A 16,579-nucleotide genomic window follows, 5' to 3' on the forward strand; every position below is an offset into this window, starting at 1 on the left:
AGGGGCAATGGAGTTCGCTTTTTATATCTGTGGCCTGATAGCCATACTTGCGACCTTGCGAGTGATCACCCATACCAATCCGGTACACGCATTGCTGTACCTGATTATTTCGCTGCTGGCGATTTCCGGGGTGTTCTTCTCACTGGGCGCTTACTTCGCCGGTGCGCTGGAAATTATCGTCTACGCGGGTGCCATTATGGTGCTGTTCGTGTTCGTGGTGATGATGCTCAACCTGGGCGGTTCGGAAATCGAACAGGAACGCCAGTGGCTGAAACCGCAGGTGTGGATTGGTCCGGCAATTTTGTCAGCCATCATGCTGGTGGTGATTGTTTACGCCATTCTCGGTGTTAACGATCAGGGTATCGACGGTACGCCAATCAGTGCTAAAGCAGTGGGTATTACGCTGTTCGGGCCTTACGTACTGGCGGTGGAACTGGCTTCTATGCTGCTGCTGGCTGGTCTGGTTGTGGCCTTCCACGTCGGTCGTGAAGAGCGTGCGGGTGAAGTGCTGAGCAATCGTAAAGACGACAGCGCGAAAAGAAAAACGGAGGAGCACGCATGATCCCCTTACAACATGGACTGATCCTCGCGGCAATCTTGTTCGTTCTTGGCTTAACCGGTCTGGTTATCCGTCGCAATCTGCTCTTTATGCTGATTGGTCTGGAAATCATGATTAACGCCTCTGCGCTGGCCTTTGTGGTCGCCGGAAGCTACTGGGGTCAGACCGACGGTCAGGTGATGTACATTCTCGCCATCAGCCTCGCGGCGGCGGAAGCGAGTATCGGCCTTGCGCTGCTGCTGCAACTTCACCGTCGTCGCCAGAACCTGAACATCGATTCAGTAAGTGAGATGCGCGGATGAACATGCTTGCCTTAACCATTATTTTGCCATTGATTGGCTTCGTCCTGCTGGCGTTCTCCCGTGGGCGCTGGTCTGAAAACGTCTCGGCGATCGTGGGCGTAGGCTCTGTGGGCCTGGCGGCGCTGGTAACCGCCTTTATCGGCGTTGACTTCTTCGCTAACGGCGAGCAGGCATATAGCCAGCCGCTGTGGACATGGATGTCGGTAGGCGACTTTAACATCGGTTTCAATCTGGTGCTGGACGGCCTGTCGCTGACCATGCTCTCGGTGGTCACCGGTGTCGGTTTCCTTATTCACATGTACGCCTCCTGGTATATGCGTGGTGAAGAGGGCTACTCTCGCTTCTTCGCCTACACCAACCTGTTCATCGCCAGCATGGTGGTTCTGGTTCTTGCCGACAACCTGCTGCTGATGTACCTCGGCTGGGAAGGCGTGGGCCTGTGCTCCTATCTGTTGATCGGTTTCTATTACACCGATCCGAAGAATGGCGCAGCGGCAATGAAAGCGTTTGTCGTGACCCGTGTGGGTGACGTGTTCCTCGCTTTCGCGCTGTTCATTCTCTACAACGAACTGGGCACCCTGAACTTCCGTGAAATGGTGGAACTGGCACCCGCGCACTTTGCTGACGGCAATAACATGCTGATGTGGGCGACGCTGATGCTGCTGGGCGGTGCGGTTGGTAAATCTGCGCAGCTACCGTTGCAGACATGGCTTGCCGACGCGATGGCGGGCCCGACGCCTGTCTCCGCGCTGATCCACGCCGCAACGATGGTAACCGCTGGTGTCTACCTGATCGCCCGTACCCACGGCCTGTTCCTGATGACGCCAGAAGTTCTGCATCTGGTTGGTATTGTCGGGGCAGTGACGTTGCTGCTGGCCGGTTTTGCCGCGCTGGTACAGACCGACATCAAACGTGTTCTCGCTTACTCCACCATGAGCCAGATTGGCTACATGTTCCTTGCGCTTGGCGTACAGGCATGGGATGCGGCGATTTTCCACTTGATGACCCACGCGTTCTTTAAAGCGCTGCTGTTCCTGGCATCCGGTTCCGTCATTCTGGCCTGCCATCACGAACAGAACATCTTCAAGATGGGCGGTCTGCGTAAATCTATTCCGCTGGTTTATCTCTGCTTCCTGGTGGGTGGTGCAGCACTGTCGGCACTGCCGCTGGTTACTGCGGGCTTCTTCAGTAAGGATGAGATCCTCGCCGGTGCGATGGCGAATGGTCATATCAATCTGATGGTGGCAGGTCTGGTCGGTGCGTTTATGACCTCGCTCTACACCTTCCGTATGATTTTCATCGTCTTCCACGGGAAAGAACAAATTCACGCTCACGCCGTGAAAGGGATTACTCACAGCCTGCCGCTGATTGTGCTGCTGATCCTTTCCACCTTCGTTGGCGCACTGATTGTACCGCCGCTGCAGGGCGTGCTTCCGCAAACTACGGAACTGGCGCACGGCAGCATGTTGACCCTGGAAATTACCTCTGGCGTGATCGCGGTGGTTGGTATTCTGCTGGCAGCCTGGCTGTGGCTGGGTAAACGTACTCTGGTGACCTCCATCGCCAACAGTGCGCCGGGCCGTCTGCTGGGTACCTGGTGGTACAACGCCTGGGGCTTTGACTGGCTGTACGACAAAGTGTTCGTCAAGCCGTTCCTGGGTATTGCCTGGTTGCTGAAACGCGATCCGCTGAACTCAATGATGAACATCCCGGCGGTTCTCTCGCGCTTTGCGGGTAAAGGTCTGCTGTTCAGTGAGAACGGCTACCTGCGCTGGTATGTGGCATCTATGAGCATCGGTGCGGTCGTGGTGCTGGCACTGTTGATGGTACTGCGTTGAGTTGTTGGCTGAGTGAATATACCCGGCGTTGCGCCGGGTCTGTGAACTAAGAATAAATTTTAGGTAACTGTTCCTGAAGTACAGGCGTCATCGGCGAAGTCAGACCGGATACCGCCAGCGCACAGCAACCGGAGCGTACTTAAGTACGTGAGGATTGCGAGCACTGCCGGGATTCGGGCTGGCGAGTGAGATAGCCTGAGCAGGAGTAAATATAAGGGACATACTTAGCTATGTTATTACCCTGGTTAATACTAATCCCCTTTATTGGCGGCTTCCTGTGCTGGCAGACCGAACGCTTTGGCGTCAAGGTGCCACGCTGGATCGCGCTGATCACCATGGGATTGACGCTGGCGCTGTCGCTGCAACTGTGGTTGCAGGGCGGTTATTCACTGACGCAATCTGCCGGAATTCCGCAGTGGCAGTCTGAATTCGACATGCCGTGGATCCCGCGTTTTGGTATCTCTATTCATCTCGCCATTGATGGTCTGTCGCTGCTGATGGTCGTGCTGACCGGTCTGCTCGGCGTGCTGGCGGTACTTTGTTCGTGGAAAGAGATCGAAAAATATCAGGGCTTCTTCCACCTCAACCTGATGTGGATCCTGGGCGGCGTTATCGGCGTGTTCCTTGCCATCGACATGTTCCTGTTCTTCTTCTTCTGGGAAATGATGCTGGTGCCGATGTACTTCCTGATCGCACTGTGGGGGCATAAAGCTTCTGACGGTAAAACGCGTATCACGGCGGCAACTAAGTTCTTCATTTACACCCAGGCGAGTGGTCTGGTGATGTTGATTGCTATCCTGGCGCTGGTTTTTGTTCACTACAATGCGACCGGCGTCTGGACCTTCAATTATGAAGAGCTGCTGAATACGCCGATGTCTAACGGCGTGGAATACCTGCTGATGCTGGGCTTCTTCATCGCCTTCGCAGTGAAAATGCCGGTGGTTCCGCTGCATGGCTGGCTGCCGGATGCGCACTCCCAGGCTCCGACCGCCGGTTCCGTTGACCTCGCGGGGATCTTGCTGAAAACTGCCGCTTACGGTTTGCTGCGTTTCTCCCTGCCGCTGTTCCCGAACGCGTCGGCAGAGTTTGCACCAATCGCTATGTGGCTGGGTGTTATCGGCATCTTCTACGGTGCGTGGATGGCCTTCGCCCAGACCGATATCAAACGTCTGATCGCCTACACCTCGGTTTCCCACATGGGCTTCGTGCTGATTGCTATCTACACCGGCAGCCAGTTAGCCTACCAGGGTGCGGTCATTCAGATGATTGCTCACGGCTTGTCGGCGGCGGGTCTGTTTATTCTCTGCGGTCAGCTTTATGAACGTATCCACACCCGCGATATGCGCATGATGGGCGGTCTGTGGAGCAAAATGAAATGGCTGCCAGCACTGTCGCTGTTCTTTGCAGTGGCAACGCTTGGGATGCCAGGCACCGGTAACTTCGTCGGCGAATTTATGATCCTGTTCGGCAGCTTCCAGGTTGTCCCGATGATTACCGTTATCTCTACCTTCGGGCTGGTCTTTGCTTCTGTTTATTCGCTGGCGATGCTTCATCGCGCTTACTTCGGTAAAGCGAAAAGCCAGATTGCCAGCCAGGAACTGCCAGGGATGTCGCTGCGTGAGCTGTTTATGATCCTGTTGCTGGTGGTGCTGCTGGTACTGCTGGGCTTCTATCCGCAGCCGATTCTGGATACCTCGCATTCCGCGATTGGCAATATCCAGCAGTGGTTTGTTAATTCCGTTACTACTACAAGGCCGTAAATCGCCATGACAATAACTCCACAAAACCTGATCGCACTGCTACCGTTGCTGATCGTCGGCTTGACGGTGGTGGTTGTGATGCTCTCCATTGCGTGGCGACGCAATCATTTCCTCAACGCTACGCTCTCGGTTATTGGGCTTAACGCGGCGCTGGTTTCGCTCTGGTTTGTCGGCCAGGCGGGCGCTATGGACGTTACGCCGCTGATGCGCGTTGATGGTTTCGCCATGCTTTACACTGGGCTTGTATTGTTGGCGAGCCTCGCCACCTGTACTTTCGCCTACCCGTGGCTTGAAGGCTATAACGACAACAAGGACGAGTTCTACCTGTTGGTGTTAATTGCCGCTCTGGGCGGGATCCTGCTGGCGAATGCCAACCATCTGGCGTCTCTGTTCCTCGGTATTGAACTGATCTCTTTGCCGCTGTTTGGCCTGGTCGGTTACGCTTTCCGCCAGAAACGTTCGCTGGAAGCCAGTATCAAATACACTATCCTTTCTGCCGCAGCGTCTTCTTTCCTGCTGTTCGGTATGGCGCTGGTGTATGCGCAGTCTGGCGACCTGTCGTTTGTCGCGCTGGGTAAAAACCTCGGCGACGGTATGCTCAACGAGCCGCTGTTGCTGGCAGGTTTCGGCCTGATGATTGTTGGCCTTGGCTTCAAACTCTCTCTGGTGCCGTTCCACCTGTGGACGCCAGACGTATACCAGGGCGCGCCTGCGCCGGTTTCCACTTTCCTGGCGACGGCGAGCAAAATCGCTATCTTCGGCGTGGTGATGCGTCTGTTCCTTTACGCTCCGGTGGGTGACAGTGAAGCGATTCGCGTGGTGCTGGCGATTATCGCCTTTGCCTCTATCATCTTCGGTAACCTGATGGCGCTGAGCCAGACCAATATCAAACGTCTGCTCGGTTACTCATCTATCTCTCACCTCGGCTATCTGCTGGTGGCGCTGATTGCGCTGCAAACTGGCGAGATGTCGATGGAAGCGGTAGGGGTTTACCTGGCCGGTTATCTGTTCAGCAGCCTCGGCGCATTTGGCGTAGTCAGCCTGATGTCCAGCCCGTACCGTGGTCCGGATGCTGATTCCCTGTTCTCTTACCGTGGTCTGTTCTGGCATCGTCCGATCCTCGCGGCAGTGATGACGGTGATGATGCTGTCACTGGCCGGTATACCGATGACGCTGGGCTTTATCGGTAAGTTCTACGTGCTGGCGGTCGGTGTCCAGGCACACCTGTGGTGGCTGGTGGGTGCCGTGGTTGTCGGTTCGGCAATTGGCCTCTACTACTACCTGCGCGTAGCGGTGAGCTTATACCTGCACGCCCCAGAGCAACCGGGTCGCGACGCACCGTCAAACTGGCAGTACAGCGCGGGTGGTATCGTGGTGCTGATCTCTGCACTGTTGGTACTGGTGCTGGGTGTATGGCCGCAACCGCTGATTAGCATTGTTCGGTTAGCAATGCCGCTGATGTAAGGTTGAGTGTTGATGTAAAAAAACCGCCGATTTCGGCGGTTTTTTTATGGTGTTAATTGTTGCTAATAAAAAGAACATATAAATCTTTATCTGCGTCGAAGTATAATGATTCACTTCCTAATACAATACACAAGGAAAACCAATGGAATGGTTAAGTGAGATTCGCACACTTCGGGAGAACGTACCTGTCGGTATCCAGGCTGCCAGGCGTTTGTTAGAGAAGACGGGTGGTGATGTTGATGAAGCCATTAAGTTGTTTCATATTGATCAAATCAATATATTGACGGCAAAAGCAGACGTCAGTCATCAGGAAGCAGAGACTGTTCTGCTGGAGACAAACTATGATATTGCAGAAGCTCTACGGCGTATTGATGAACAGCGCTATACACTGACGGAATTGATTTTGCGTAAAAATAAGGATACCGGAGATGCTTTAAGTAACATAGAATTAGCAATAGCATATGAATGGAATCTGACATGCCAATTCTGGTTTGGTTTTAAGGCATTCCAGTCGCTACCTCCACAATTACAAGCCTTTATGCTGGTATGTGAATGGCGTAACTATTGGGGATGGGAAGGGCTGGATAGTGCGTTATATTATGAGATAGAAAATGTCCCCCAACAATTACAGGTAGTAGGCTTAGATGAAATGGCTGAAGTTATTGTTGTGGCGAGAAATCGTTATGATGAGTTAAGAGTACAAGGCAAAGACCATAATAACATCATTAAAGATGATAAATTTAAAAAATTTATGAAGCACTGTGAACAACTGGATAGTGAAGCCGACGCTATATTACTGCAATTTGTAAAGGATAATATTGAGATTTTCCCACGTCGCCACAACGGACACGATTTATAAAAAATTATCCCAAAATTGAACAGGCTTTTTATCTGCCTGATAATTTCCAGGTAATGACAGGTTGAATTCCGTTTTTATCCAGGATGACAGATCGTTGCCAGCACAGATGATATCGCTGTTATATATTGAATACACGGGATTACCACCAGTATACGAAGATGTAGACATATATCGATGCTTATATAAAAGAATCAAAACTGGGCATTGGTTTGAGATTTTATCAAAATGATCTTTACGTGAATCTAAATTAAGTAGTTTTTCTCCCCATATATCAAGCCAAAAATTGTTTTTCATAACATCGTATAATATACCATCTAAAGGAATTTTTAATGTCTGTTTCACCTCGCGTTCCATTTTTCCAGAGTGCAGAGTTTGCCGCCAGTGAATAAAACCTTCAGTCGTTGGCAAAGCATTATGCAAAAATGCTTTACAATCGAGTGGAAAGCGGAAACTAAAAGTTTGCTCAATGGCAGTAATCTCGGTCTCACTCAAACCTGCATAGAATATAATTCCTTGAGCTTTTAATTTGTTAACCAGAAATGTGTAGTCCAATGCTTTTTTCAATTTCATTACAATAACCTTAAAGCCTTATACTACAGGTTGAAACGAAGCTAAATCATTCGTAAGCTGGATAAAATATTTTTGCATTATATCCAGCTTTTAATACGAATGCTTCATTTAAACTTCCAGACATCCACTTTCCATTGTGCTACCAGCTGAATCACCCAACAATAACCGTCAGCGCATGATTCCCCTGTCGCAGTATACGCCGATAAGCGCTAATTAGTTTTTCCATATCAAGCATGATGGATGCAAAGAGTTGCCCCTCTAACTCTTCTGAAAAGGTTACTCCCGGATAAATCTCCATTTCATTGAGTCGCTGAATGGAAAACTGTTTACGCAGCACATTTCGGTCAAGAGCTTCCAGGCGGTCGATTGTCGCAGCTAACTCCTGATTCCAGGTCAACCCCAGGAAACCATCTATGCCATCTTCGAGGCTGTGTTCACCAAGCACGGCACGACTCAACGGATCATTCTTCGCTGGATCGAACGCAGAGGTGCCTGTCAGGCCAAAATGTAAAAAATCCCAGCGTTTATCAATATCCAGTCGGCGTAATCCTGAAAGCGTGTCATGAATATTGTCCATTAAAGGTTTTTCAGCTGACTCAAGCAGTTGGTTAATCTTTTCTGAGTCGATTTCCGCAAAATAGCCAATCATTCCCATTTATTTTTCCTCCGTTGAATTTCATGTTTCGCATCTTAAAACAGATGAGGAAAAATAAAATGCGCATGTTGTTTTTTCTGGACCCGCCTCGAGAAAATTTTATTGTTTACTGTTGTATAACAAGGTGATAACGCCATCCACGACCTGAGCCATTTTCTGATAATTCAATCTGTCTGCGGTATCACCGGGCAAGTGGTATTGTTTATTACGATAAAAAGCGGTGTCGGTAATCATTACGGCGGGAATATCGTGTTGCCAATAATTAAGGTGGTCAGAGAAATCAATGCCGGGAATAAACCCTGGGGCATTCATAGAATAAACAGATAAATCCTGAGATGACAACAATGCCGCTTTTAGCTGACGAACGGCGTTGATATCCTGCATTCTGCCGACCACGGCAATAAAGTCTCCCCGATCGGGATAAAGCCAGGACATTGCCGGGTAAGGGTAATCCTGACTACCAGGCGCAGAGTCGTAATAGCCAATCATCTCCAGCGCTATCATTAATCTAACTGGACGCTCAAGCGAAGCTGCATGTACCGCGCTCCCCATTTCATCGCTACGAAAGAAGGGCGGTTCTTCCGACGCATAGGCGACCAGCTGCACGCCAGTTTTCGGTGCTTGCTGCTGTAACAAACGTGCCAGTTCGAGTAATCCTGCCACGCCGCTGGCGTTATCATCCGCGCCCGGCGTATAGGTCAATTGATCGTTTTCATAACTGCTGACAGAGTCATAGTGCGCACCAATAATAATCAGCGGTCCATTGGCAGGACCATAATCAGCTACAATATTTTTGTAGGGGCCATCCGTAATGGGGACGTCCTGCGCGGTAACTCTGGCACCGCTACTGATAAAGACCTCTTTTATATACTCTGCGGACCTTTTCAGATTATCAATATTGTCGGCACTACGTGGATGCACAGTTTGTGTAAGATAACGAACTGTTTTTTCTAATTGCTCAGGACTTGCGTGTCGGGGCGTTGGCGGTAATGCATTGACCCAAGGTTGATAAAAAATAATAAAAGGAAGTGATAGTAGTAATGATATAAAACAAAGAGGTGTTATTTTTTTTATATGTAAATTATCAATAAATGGCGTTATTTCATTATTATTTATAATGAGTTATGAGCGTTTATTTTATTACGGTTGGTAGGAATATACAAAAAGTATTTTTTCAGTGGGTTCGCTATTTTAAAAAGGAATTCATATGAGAAATAAAAAATAATTATGTTATTTATTGGTAGATTGAATTGACAGGGTGCAGAAATCTGAGGGTAAGAAAAGACAGCAATAACAATCCACTACATCAACAGACCAGCAATCGCGTGCCGCGATACGCTGGAAATACCCGCAGATTGAACTGGTGGATGGTGTGACTGGCATCAGTCAGTGATGACTTTTTAGCAAACTATGTTCGACCAGTCAGCATATTTACTGACTGGTCGAATTAATTAACAATGATGTTAACTTACTCTTTTTCCTGATGCTCTATTTTTGGGTTGTGAATATTTTATTTCTAAGTTTCTATAATAATGATTGATATTTGCATCGCCATATTTATCTAAATAACAATTTCTGTTTGTCAGTCGATGTTGAAAATCAATTTCGTACTGCTCTTCTGCTGAATATTTTTTAAATCTGTCAGCATAGTTTTTTAATAACGTATAGGGAGCGCTGTCGGAATTGCTTTCCCTTTGTTCAATTACTTGTTTGGCTGCCATGCACACAAATGCACCGCAACTTTGGCTTAAGTATTGCTGAAGATCGGCATGTAAAAATGTTATCTCTTGTTCAGTTAAATGATCTGTTATATTCTTATTATTCGGCATTTCTCCCATGAATTTAGAATTGAAACTATTAATGACACGCTTAAGTGAATTTTCTTTATCATGGCCTAGTGCACGTAATGAGTTGAATATGACGCATTTTATTTGTTGTGTGTTATTTTTTTCATTAACTATTTTTTGTAGCGAAACTAATATCCAGTGTCCGCCAGTATTTATGGGGAATAACTGGACTTCTTTCGGCCATGATGGATCGCTCTTAATATTATCATTGAGAGCGATTTCCAGGTAAGTGCTGTTGGAATCGGGGAGGTAGAGACCAGTAGGATAATTGACTTGAGTATTTTTTGCATTAGCGGCGATCTTCTGAAGATAGCAATCTATTTCATCCGTGGTTAATTGACGATTTTTATCCCAGAAGTTTGTGCCATCGCTCAGTTCATTATTCTTATCATTTAAAAGTACCTTTGAAAGCGACTGTTTTTCAGACATAAGAGGAATATCATCACCGATAATTGTCATTAATTTTGACGGGGAGAATAGCTTTTTGAACAGGAGATCATCTGAATTATCCGGACCAGCTGGTTTAAGGGGGGAGTTGGTTGCGGTATGTGCCAAATTATATAATTTTAAACAGGCATTTTTGATAAGTCGGATAATCGATAGGGTTTCATTTGTTGGGTTTCTAACAATATGGTAAAGAATATCTTCAGCTTTTTTTCCAAATTCATCATAACCTAACGCAATATTATGCAGTAACTCAATGCTTTCTTCATCTCCGGATAACGCTGTTTTTTTTAAAGACTGCAGTAATTCCTCGGTCACAGTAAATTTTTCTGCAAATGTCTGACAGAGTTGGGCTTGAGATAATTGACAATAATTGCTGACAACTGTAACCATCATAGGCTCCTTTTAGTTGCAAAGATTGTGCTGAATGAAGATAAAAAGAGGCAACTTATTGCTCTGAATATAGTGCGTGCGGAGATGAATAAATATCAAAAATCGCTCAATATGCCCGTGTGGGTGGATATATGTGGCGCGGGTTGCGATAACAGGGCAAGTTTCGCCCTGTTTTAGTAGGAAGCAGAGTTAAACGTTAAACACGGTGAAATCATGCGCCAGTTCAGTCGCCGGGAAAATTGACCGACATTCACGTAACAGGTGCTGACAACCTTTGTCATCATAGCGCGAGCTGACGTGGGTAATGATTAGCTTACCGACTCCAGCCTCACGGGCCAGTGTCGCAGCCTGGCGTGTAGAGCTGTGGCCGCGACTATTGGCTTTGGCTTCCATGGTTATATCCAGCGTCGCTTCGTGTACCATGACATCGACGCCTTTAGCCAGGTCAAGTGCGGCATCGCAGGGGCCGGTATCACCGAAAATAGCGAGCGCTTTACCTGGCACTGGAGCGGCTAAGTAATCTGCGCCGTTAATCTGCCTTCCGTCTTCCAGCGTGATTGTTTTGCCCGCTTTTAATGCCTGAAACAGTGGGCCAGGCGGCACGCCAGCAGCTTTTAATGCCTGGGCATTTAATGCACCCGGTTTATCATGTTCTTCAATACGATAGCCATAACATTCCAGTGGATGCTCCATCGGATAAGCGGTCACTTTGCGCAGGCCATCATCGAGAATTTCGCCAGCGCCAATTTCGACAATTTCCAGCGGATAATCGGTCCATGAGCCGCTAATCCGCAGCGCAGTCTCCACAAATTCACGGAGACCTTGCGGACCATAAATCGTTAAGGGTTGGACAATACCAGACATAGAACGACTGCACAGCAAGCCGGGTAAACCAAAGAGATGATCGCCATGAAGGTGACTGATAAAAATCTTGTCCAGTTTTCCAGGGTTAAAGGCGGTATGCAGTAGCTGATGCTGGGTGCCTTCACCACAGTCAAACAACCAAAGACCGCTCCGGGTCGGATGTTGCAGGTTAAGCAATATTGCCGTGACATTGCGCGTACGGGTTGGCACACCGGCTGAAGTACCTAAAAAAATTAATTCCATGAGTTCATCACGTTTCAAAAAATATTCCGGCTAGTATAAGGCATACATCTAAAAGGAGAGCATTATGATTGAATGGCAAGATCTGCATCACTCTGAATTATCGGTTTCCCAGCTTTATGCCTTATTACAACTGCGTTGCGCGGTGTTTGTTGTCGAGCAGAATTGCCTTTATCAGGATATCGATGGTGATGATTTGACGGGGGATAATCGCCATATTCTCGGTTGGAAAAATGATGAACTGGTGGCGTATGCGAGGATTCTGAAAAGTGATGATGATCTTGAGCCGGTCGTTATAGGTCGGGTGATTGTCAGTGAAGCGTTGCGTGGCGAAAAAGTGGGGCAGCAGCTGATGAGTAAAACACTCGAAACATGTACGCGTCACTGGCCTGATAAACCTGTTTACCTCGGGGCGCAGGCGCATCTGCAAAACTTCTACCAAAGTTTTGGCTTTATCCCTGTGACGGAGGTCTATGAAGAAGATGGTATCCCACACATTGGGATGGCACGCGAGGTAATTCAGGCGTAATCAATAACCATTGTCTATAGTTAGTGACAGGTTTTACGCAAATGGAGAACGAGAATGTCTAATCAGTTTGGTGATACACGTATCGATGACGACCTGACGCTGCTTAGTGAAACACTGGAAGAGGTGCTCCGCTCCTCTGGCGATCCCGCCGATCAGAAATATGTTGAGCTGAAAGCGCGTGCAGAAAAAGCGCTGGATGATGTGAAAAAACGGGTTAGCCAGGCTTCAGACAGTTATTACTATCGGGCGAAGCAGGCTGTTTATCGTGCTGATGACTACGTCCACGAAAAACCCTGGCAAGGAATTGGGGTGGGCGCGGCCGTTGGGCTGGTATTAGGACTGTTGCTGGCACGCCGTTAAAACCTCCCTACACCGGGGTACTGCATTTTTTTTGTAGTACCCCGTATAATGTGAGGCTTTTAACAGGGAGAGGTCCGCGTGCAATCACTCACTACGGCGCTGGAAAATCTACTGCGCCTTTTGTCGCAAGAGATTCCAGCGACACCCGGCATTCGGGTTATTGATACTCCTTTCCCTCTCAAAGATGCTTTTGATGCCTTAAGCTGGCTGGCCAGTCAGCAAACGTATCCGCAATTCTACTGGCAACAACGTAATGGTGATGAAGAAGCTGCCGTCCTGGGCGCGATTACCTGTTTTACGTCGTTGGACCAGGCACAACGTTTTCTTCGCCAGCACCCGGAACATGCCGACTTACGCATCTGGGGGCTGAATGCGTTTGACCCGTCGCAGGGCAATTTACTTTTACCACGACTGGAATGGCGACGCTGTGGCGGTAAAGCCACGCTGCGACTGACGCTATTCAGCGAAAGCTCCCTTCAGCACGATGCGATAAAGGCAAAAGAATTTATCGCCACACTGGTGAGTATCAAGTCCCTGCCAGGGTTACATTTAACCACCACGCGAGAACAACACTGGCCGGACAAAACGGGCTGGACGCAATTAATCGAACTGGCAACGAAAACCATCACCGAAGGTGAACTCGACAAAGTCGTTCTTGCACGGGCGACCGACCTGCATTTTGCAAGCCCGGTTAACGCAGCGGCGATGATGGCAGCCAGCCGTCGGCTCAATCTGAACTGCTATCATTTCTTTATGGCCTTTGATGGCGAGACCGCGTTTCTGGGGTCGTCTCCTGAGCGGCTATGGCGGCGGCGTGCCAAAGCGCTGCGTACTGAAGCGCTGGCGGGAACGGTAGCAAATCATCCTGATGATAAGCAGGCGCAGCAGTTGGGCGAGTGGCTGATGGCGGATGATAAAAACCAGCGCGAGAACATGCTGGTGGTGGAAGATATTTGCCAACGATTGCAGGCCGATACCCAGACGCTGGATGTTTTACCGCCGCAGGTACTGCGTCTGCGTAAAGTGCAGCATCTGCGCCGCTGTATCTGGACTTCACTCAACAAAGCGGATGATGTGATCTGTTTACATCAGTTGCAGCCAACGGCCGCGGTTGCGGGCTTACCGCGTGACCTGGCGCGGCAGTTTATCGCCCGTCACGAACCGTTCACCCGTGAATGGTATGCCGGTTCCGCGGGCTATCTTTCGTTACAACAAAGCGAATTCTGCGTTTCCCTGCGCTCAGCAAAAATTAGCGGCAATGTCGTGCGGTTATATGCTGGCGCGGGCATTGTCCGTGGCTCCGACCCCGAGCAAGAGTGGCAGGAAATCGACAACAAAGCGGCAGGGCTGCGTACTTTATTACAAATGGAAGAGTAATGAGTCGCATCATTACCGATTCATATCAATAATCTATTTTTGTAGCTCCTTATACTTAGCCGCAATATTGATACCGGACAAACTCATGTCAGTAAGCGCATTTAACCGACGCTGGGCGGCGGTCATTCTGGAAGCATTAACGCGTCACGGCGTCAGACACATTTGTATCGCCCCTGGCTCGCGTTCTACACCGTTAACGTTAGCGGCAGCGGAGAATTCCGCATTCATTCACCACACCCATTTTGATGAGCGTGGACTGGGGCATCTGGCGCTGGGGCTGGCGAAAGTCAGCAAGCAGCCGGTGGCGGTGATAGTGACCTCCGGTACGGCGGTTGCGAATCTCTATCCGGCATTGATTGAAGCTGGGTTAACCGGAGAAAAACTGATCCTGCTAACCGCCGATCGCCCGCCGGAGCTCATTGACTGCGGCGCGAATCAGGCGATTCGTCAACCGGGAATGTTCGCCTCTCATCCTACGCATAGCATTTCACTGCCGCGCCCGACGCAGGATATTTCTGCCCGTTGGCTGGTCTCTACTATCGACCATGCTCTCGGTACGCTTCATGCTGGAGGAGTCCATATCAACTGCCCGTTTGCTGAACCGCTATATGGCGAGATGGACGACACCGGGCTTAGTTGGCAACAGCGTCTTGGCGACTGGTGGCAGGACGATAAACCGTGGCTGCGTGAAGCGCCTCGTCTGGAAAGTGAAAAACAGCGTGACTGGTTCTTCTGGCGACAAAAGCGCGGCGTGGTGGTTGCTGGTCGCATGAGTGCGGAAGAGGGCAAAAAAGTTGCTCTGTGGGCGCAAACTCTTGGCTGGCCGCTGATTGGCGACGTCCTGTCGCAAACCGGGCAGCCGCTGCCGTGTGCCGATCTCTGGTTAGGCAATGCCAAAGCGACAAGCGAACTGCAACAGGCGCAGATTGTGGTGCAACTGGGCAGCAGCCTGACGGGCAAACGGCTCCTGCAATGGCAGGCAAGCTGTGAACCAGAAGAGTACTGGATTGTTGATGACATTGAAGGGCGACTTGATCCGGCACACCATCGCGGACGCCGCTTAATTGCCAATATTGCCGACTGGCTGGAGCTGCATCCGGCAGAAAAACGCCAGCCCTGGTGCGTTGAAATCCCGCGCCTGGCGGAACAGGCAATGCAGGCGGTTATTGCCCGTCGCGATGCGTTTGGCGAAGCGCAACTGGCGCATCGCATCAGCGACTATTTGCCGGAACAGGGGCAACTGTTTGTTGGCAACAGCCTGGTGGTACGTCTGATTGATGCGCTTTCGCAACTTCCGGCAGGTTACCCGGTGTACAGCAATCGTGGGGCCAGCGGTATTGACGGGCTGCTTTCTACTGCCGCAGGCGTTCAGCGGGCTAGTGGCAAACCGACGCTGGCGATTGTGGGCGATCTCTCAGCACTTTACGATCTCAACGCGCTGGCGCTATTGCGCCAGGTTTCCGCGCCGCTGGTATTAATTGTGGTGAACAACAACGGCGGGCAAATTTTCTCGCTGCTGCCGACACCGAAAAGCGAGCGTGAGCGTTTCTATCTGATGCCGCAAAACGTCCATTTTGAGCACGCCGCCGCGATGTTCGAGCTGAAATATCATCGTCCGCAAAACTGGCAGGAACTTGAAACGGCACTTGCCGACGCCTGGCGCACGCCGACCACCACGGTAATTGAAATGGTGGTTAACGACACCGATGGTGCGCAAACCCTCCAGCAACTGCTGGCGCAGGTAAGCCATTTATGATCCTGCACGCGCAGGCAAAACACGGCAAACCAGGTTTACCCTGGCTGGTGTTTTTGCACGGTTTTTCCGGCGATTGCCATGAATGGCAAGAAGTGGGCGAGGCGTTTGCAGACTACTCGCGGTTGTATGTTGATCTCCCAGGTCACGGTGGTTCGGCGGCAATTAGCGTCGATGGGTTTGATGATGTCACCGACTTACTGCGTAAAACCCTGGTTAGTTACAACATCCTTAACTTCTGGTTGGTGGGGTACTCGCTCGGCGGACGGGTGGCGATGATGGCGGCTTGCCAGGGGATGACGGGGCTGAGTGGGGTTATGATCGAAGGCGGTCATCCGGGATTGCAAAGTGCTGAACAACGCACGGAACGTCTGCTTTCCGATCGCCAATGGGCGCAGCGTTTTCGCACAGAACCATTAACGGCGGTATTTGCCGACTGGTATCAACAGCCTGTCTTTGCCTCGCTCAATGACGATCAACGCCGGGAGCTGGTGGCGCTGCGTAGCCACAATAACGGCGCAACCCTTGCCGCGATGCTGGAGGCCACTTCTCTCGCCGTCCAGCCTGATTTACGTGCTAACCTTAGCGCCCGCACATTTGCGTTTTATTATTTATGTGGTGAACGTGACAGCAAATTCCGCGCTCTGGCGGCGGAACTGGCTGCCGACTGCCATGTCATTCCTCGCGCCGGACATAACGCGCACCGGGAAAATCCCGCTGGCGTAATCGCAAGTCTGGCGCAGATCTTGCGTTTCTGACTAAAGG

At 50.0% G+C, this 16,579-nt stretch carries 16 protein-coding genes; 11 read left to right on the forward strand and 5 right to left on the reverse strand.

The window, feature by feature from the left end:
- Positions 1-7 precede the first annotated feature (7 nt).
- The 6 genes from nuoJ to AACU19_RS01550 all read left to right on the forward strand — a co-directional run bounded on the left by nuoJ (position 8) and on the right by AACU19_RS01550 (position 6,782).
- Positions 8-562 (forward strand): NADH-quinone oxidoreductase subunit J, encoded by a 555-nt coding sequence (nuoJ, locus tag AACU19_RS01525; RefSeq protein ID WP_000393511.1) that lies wholly within the window; start codon positions 8-10, stop codon positions 560-562.
- The gene (gene nuoK, locus AACU19_RS01530; protein ID WP_000612644.1) at positions 559-861 is read left to right on the forward strand and encodes an NADH-quinone oxidoreductase subunit NuoK; all 303 of its coding nucleotides are present in this window, start codon (positions 559-561) and stop codon (positions 859-861) included. The genes nuoJ and nuoK overlap by 4 nt, the downstream gene beginning before the upstream one ends.
- The gene (gene nuoL, locus AACU19_RS01535; RefSeq protein WP_105277985.1) at positions 858-2,699 is read left to right on the forward strand and encodes an NADH-quinone oxidoreductase subunit L; all 1,842 of its coding nucleotides are present in this window, start codon (positions 858-860) and stop codon (positions 2,697-2,699) included. Before nuoK ends, nuoL begins: the two co-directional genes overlap by 4 nt.
- A 230-nt stretch (positions 2,700-2,929) precedes the next feature.
- Positions 2,930-4,459 carry an NADH-quinone oxidoreductase subunit M gene (gene nuoM / locus AACU19_RS01540; protein ID WP_105277986.1) on the forward strand — a complete coding sequence of 510 codons (1,530 nt, stop codon included), beginning with the start codon at positions 2,930-2,932 and terminating at the stop codon, positions 4,457-4,459.
- A gap of 6 nt (positions 4,460-4,465) precedes the next feature.
- Complete coding sequence (nuoN, locus tag AACU19_RS01545) at positions 4,466-5,923, forward strand: NADH-quinone oxidoreductase subunit NuoN (protein ID WP_000156701.1); 1,458 nt, start codon at positions 4,466-4,468, stop codon at positions 5,921-5,923.
- A gap of 142 nt (positions 5,924-6,065) precedes the next feature.
- Positions 6,066-6,782, forward strand: coding sequence for a hypothetical protein (locus AACU19_RS01550; RefSeq protein ID WP_000455116.1), 717 nt, complete (start codon positions 6,066-6,068; stop codon positions 6,780-6,782).
- On the opposite strand, the gene AACU19_RS01555 is transcribed toward AACU19_RS01550, so the two are convergent.
- The 5 genes from AACU19_RS01555 to rbn all read right to left on the reverse strand — a co-directional run bounded on the left by AACU19_RS01555 (position 6,777) and on the right by rbn (position 11,798).
- Positions 6,777-7,352: a hypothetical protein gene (locus AACU19_RS01555; protein WP_000768413.1), complete on the reverse strand. Its 576-nt coding sequence runs from the start codon at positions 7,350-7,352 to the stop codon at positions 6,777-6,779. The genes AACU19_RS01550 and AACU19_RS01555 overlap by 6 nt on opposite strands.
- Before the next feature lie 151 nt (positions 7,353-7,503).
- Entirely contained in the window at positions 7,504-8,007 is a 504-nt protein-coding gene (locus tag AACU19_RS01560) for a YfbM family protein (protein WP_000525343.1), read from the reverse strand.
- Between the two features lie 99 nt (positions 8,008-8,106).
- Positions 8,107-9,081, reverse strand: a complete 975-nt coding sequence (locus tag AACU19_RS01565) for a M28 family metallopeptidase (RefSeq protein WP_105277987.1) — start codon at positions 9,079-9,081, stop codon at positions 8,107-8,109.
- A gap of 389 nt (positions 9,082-9,470) precedes the next feature.
- The gene (locus AACU19_RS01570; protein ID WP_105277988.1) at positions 9,471-10,694 is read right to left on the reverse strand and encodes an ElaD/SseL family deubiquitinase; all 1,224 of its coding nucleotides are present in this window, start codon (positions 10,692-10,694) and stop codon (positions 9,471-9,473) included.
- A gap of 186 nt (positions 10,695-10,880) precedes the next feature.
- Positions 10,881-11,798, reverse strand: a complete 918-nt coding sequence (gene rbn, locus AACU19_RS01575) for a ribonuclease BN (protein WP_001353072.1) — start codon at positions 11,796-11,798, stop codon at positions 10,881-10,883.
- 64 nt (positions 11,799-11,862) lie between these two features.
- On the opposite strand from rbn, the gene AACU19_RS01580 reads away from it, so the two are divergent.
- The 5 genes from AACU19_RS01580 to menH all read left to right on the forward strand — a co-directional run bounded on the left by AACU19_RS01580 (position 11,863) and on the right by menH (position 16,572).
- Positions 11,863-12,324, forward strand: a complete 462-nt coding sequence (locus AACU19_RS01580) for a GNAT family N-acetyltransferase (protein ID WP_032303441.1) — start codon at positions 11,863-11,865, stop codon at positions 12,322-12,324.
- 54 nt (positions 12,325-12,378) lie between these two features.
- Entirely contained in the window at positions 12,379-12,684 is a 306-nt protein-coding gene (elaB, locus tag AACU19_RS01585; RefSeq protein ID WP_000070621.1) for a stress response protein ElaB, read from the forward strand.
- 78 nt (positions 12,685-12,762) lie between these two features.
- Positions 12,763-14,061: an isochorismate synthase MenF gene (gene menF, locus AACU19_RS01590; protein WP_105277989.1), complete on the forward strand. Its 1,299-nt coding sequence runs from the start codon at positions 12,763-12,765 to the stop codon at positions 14,059-14,061.
- A gap of 85 nt (positions 14,062-14,146) precedes the next feature.
- Complete coding sequence (gene menD / locus AACU19_RS01595; RefSeq protein ID WP_001354789.1) at positions 14,147-15,817, forward strand: 2-succinyl-5-enolpyruvyl-6-hydroxy-3-cyclohexene-1-carboxylic-acid synthase; 1,671 nt, start codon at positions 14,147-14,149, stop codon at positions 15,815-15,817.
- On the forward strand, positions 15,814-16,572 hold the full coding sequence (gene menH, locus AACU19_RS01600) for a 2-succinyl-6-hydroxy-2,4-cyclohexadiene-1-carboxylate synthase (protein ID WP_032184688.1): 759 nt from the start codon (positions 15,814-15,816) through the stop codon (positions 16,570-16,572). The genes menD and menH overlap by 4 nt, the downstream gene beginning before the upstream one ends.
- Positions 16,573-16,579 lie beyond the last annotated feature (7 nt).

The sequence above is a fragment of the Escherichia sp. MOD1-EC4550 genome (genome assembly GCF_963876935.1).
Classification (GTDB): domain Bacteria; phylum Pseudomonadota; class Gammaproteobacteria; order Enterobacterales; family Enterobacteriaceae; genus Escherichia; species Escherichia coli_F.

Bases quoted from the DNA above. Each gene is read 5' to 3' on its own strand.
- nuoL (WP_105277985.1), top strand. From the start codon at position 858: ATGAACATGCTTGCCTTAACCATTATTTTGCCATTGATTGGCTTCGTC.
- nuoJ (WP_000393511.1), top strand. From the start codon at position 8: ATGGAGTTCGCTTTTTATATCTGTGGCCTGATAGCCATACTTGCGACC.
- AACU19_RS01560 (WP_000525343.1), bottom strand. From the start codon at position 8,007: ATGGGAATGATTGGCTATTTTGCGGAAATCGACTCAGAAAAGATTAAC.
- nuoN (WP_000156701.1), top strand. From the start codon at position 4,466: ATGACAATAACTCCACAAAACCTGATCGCACTGCTACCGTTGCTGATC.
- AACU19_RS01580 (WP_032303441.1), top strand. From the start codon at position 11,863: ATGATTGAATGGCAAGATCTGCATCACTCTGAATTATCGGTTTCCCAG.
- menH (WP_032184688.1), top strand. From the start codon at position 15,814: ATGATCCTGCACGCGCAGGCAAAACACGGCAAACCAGGTTTACCCTGG.
- elaB (WP_000070621.1), top strand. From the start codon at position 12,379: ATGTCTAATCAGTTTGGTGATACACGTATCGATGACGACCTGACGCTG.
- nuoM (WP_105277986.1), top strand. From the start codon at position 2,930: ATGTTATTACCCTGGTTAATACTAATCCCCTTTATTGGCGGCTTCCTG.
- AACU19_RS01550 (WP_000455116.1), top strand. From the start codon at position 6,066: ATGGAATGGTTAAGTGAGATTCGCACACTTCGGGAGAACGTACCTGTC.
- AACU19_RS01570 (WP_105277988.1), bottom strand. From the start codon at position 10,694: ATGATGGTTACAGTTGTCAGCAATTATTGTCAATTATCTCAAGCCCAA.
- menD (WP_001354789.1), top strand. From the start codon at position 14,147: ATGTCAGTAAGCGCATTTAACCGACGCTGGGCGGCGGTCATTCTGGAA.
- rbn (WP_001353072.1), bottom strand. From the start codon at position 11,798: ATGGAATTAATTTTTTTAGGTACTTCAGCCGGTGTGCCAACCCGTACG.
- nuoK (WP_000612644.1), top strand. From the start codon at position 559: ATGATCCCCTTACAACATGGACTGATCCTCGCGGCAATCTTGTTCGTT.
- AACU19_RS01555 (WP_000768413.1), bottom strand. From the start codon at position 7,352: ATGAAATTGAAAAAAGCATTGGACTACACATTTCTGGTTAACAAATTA.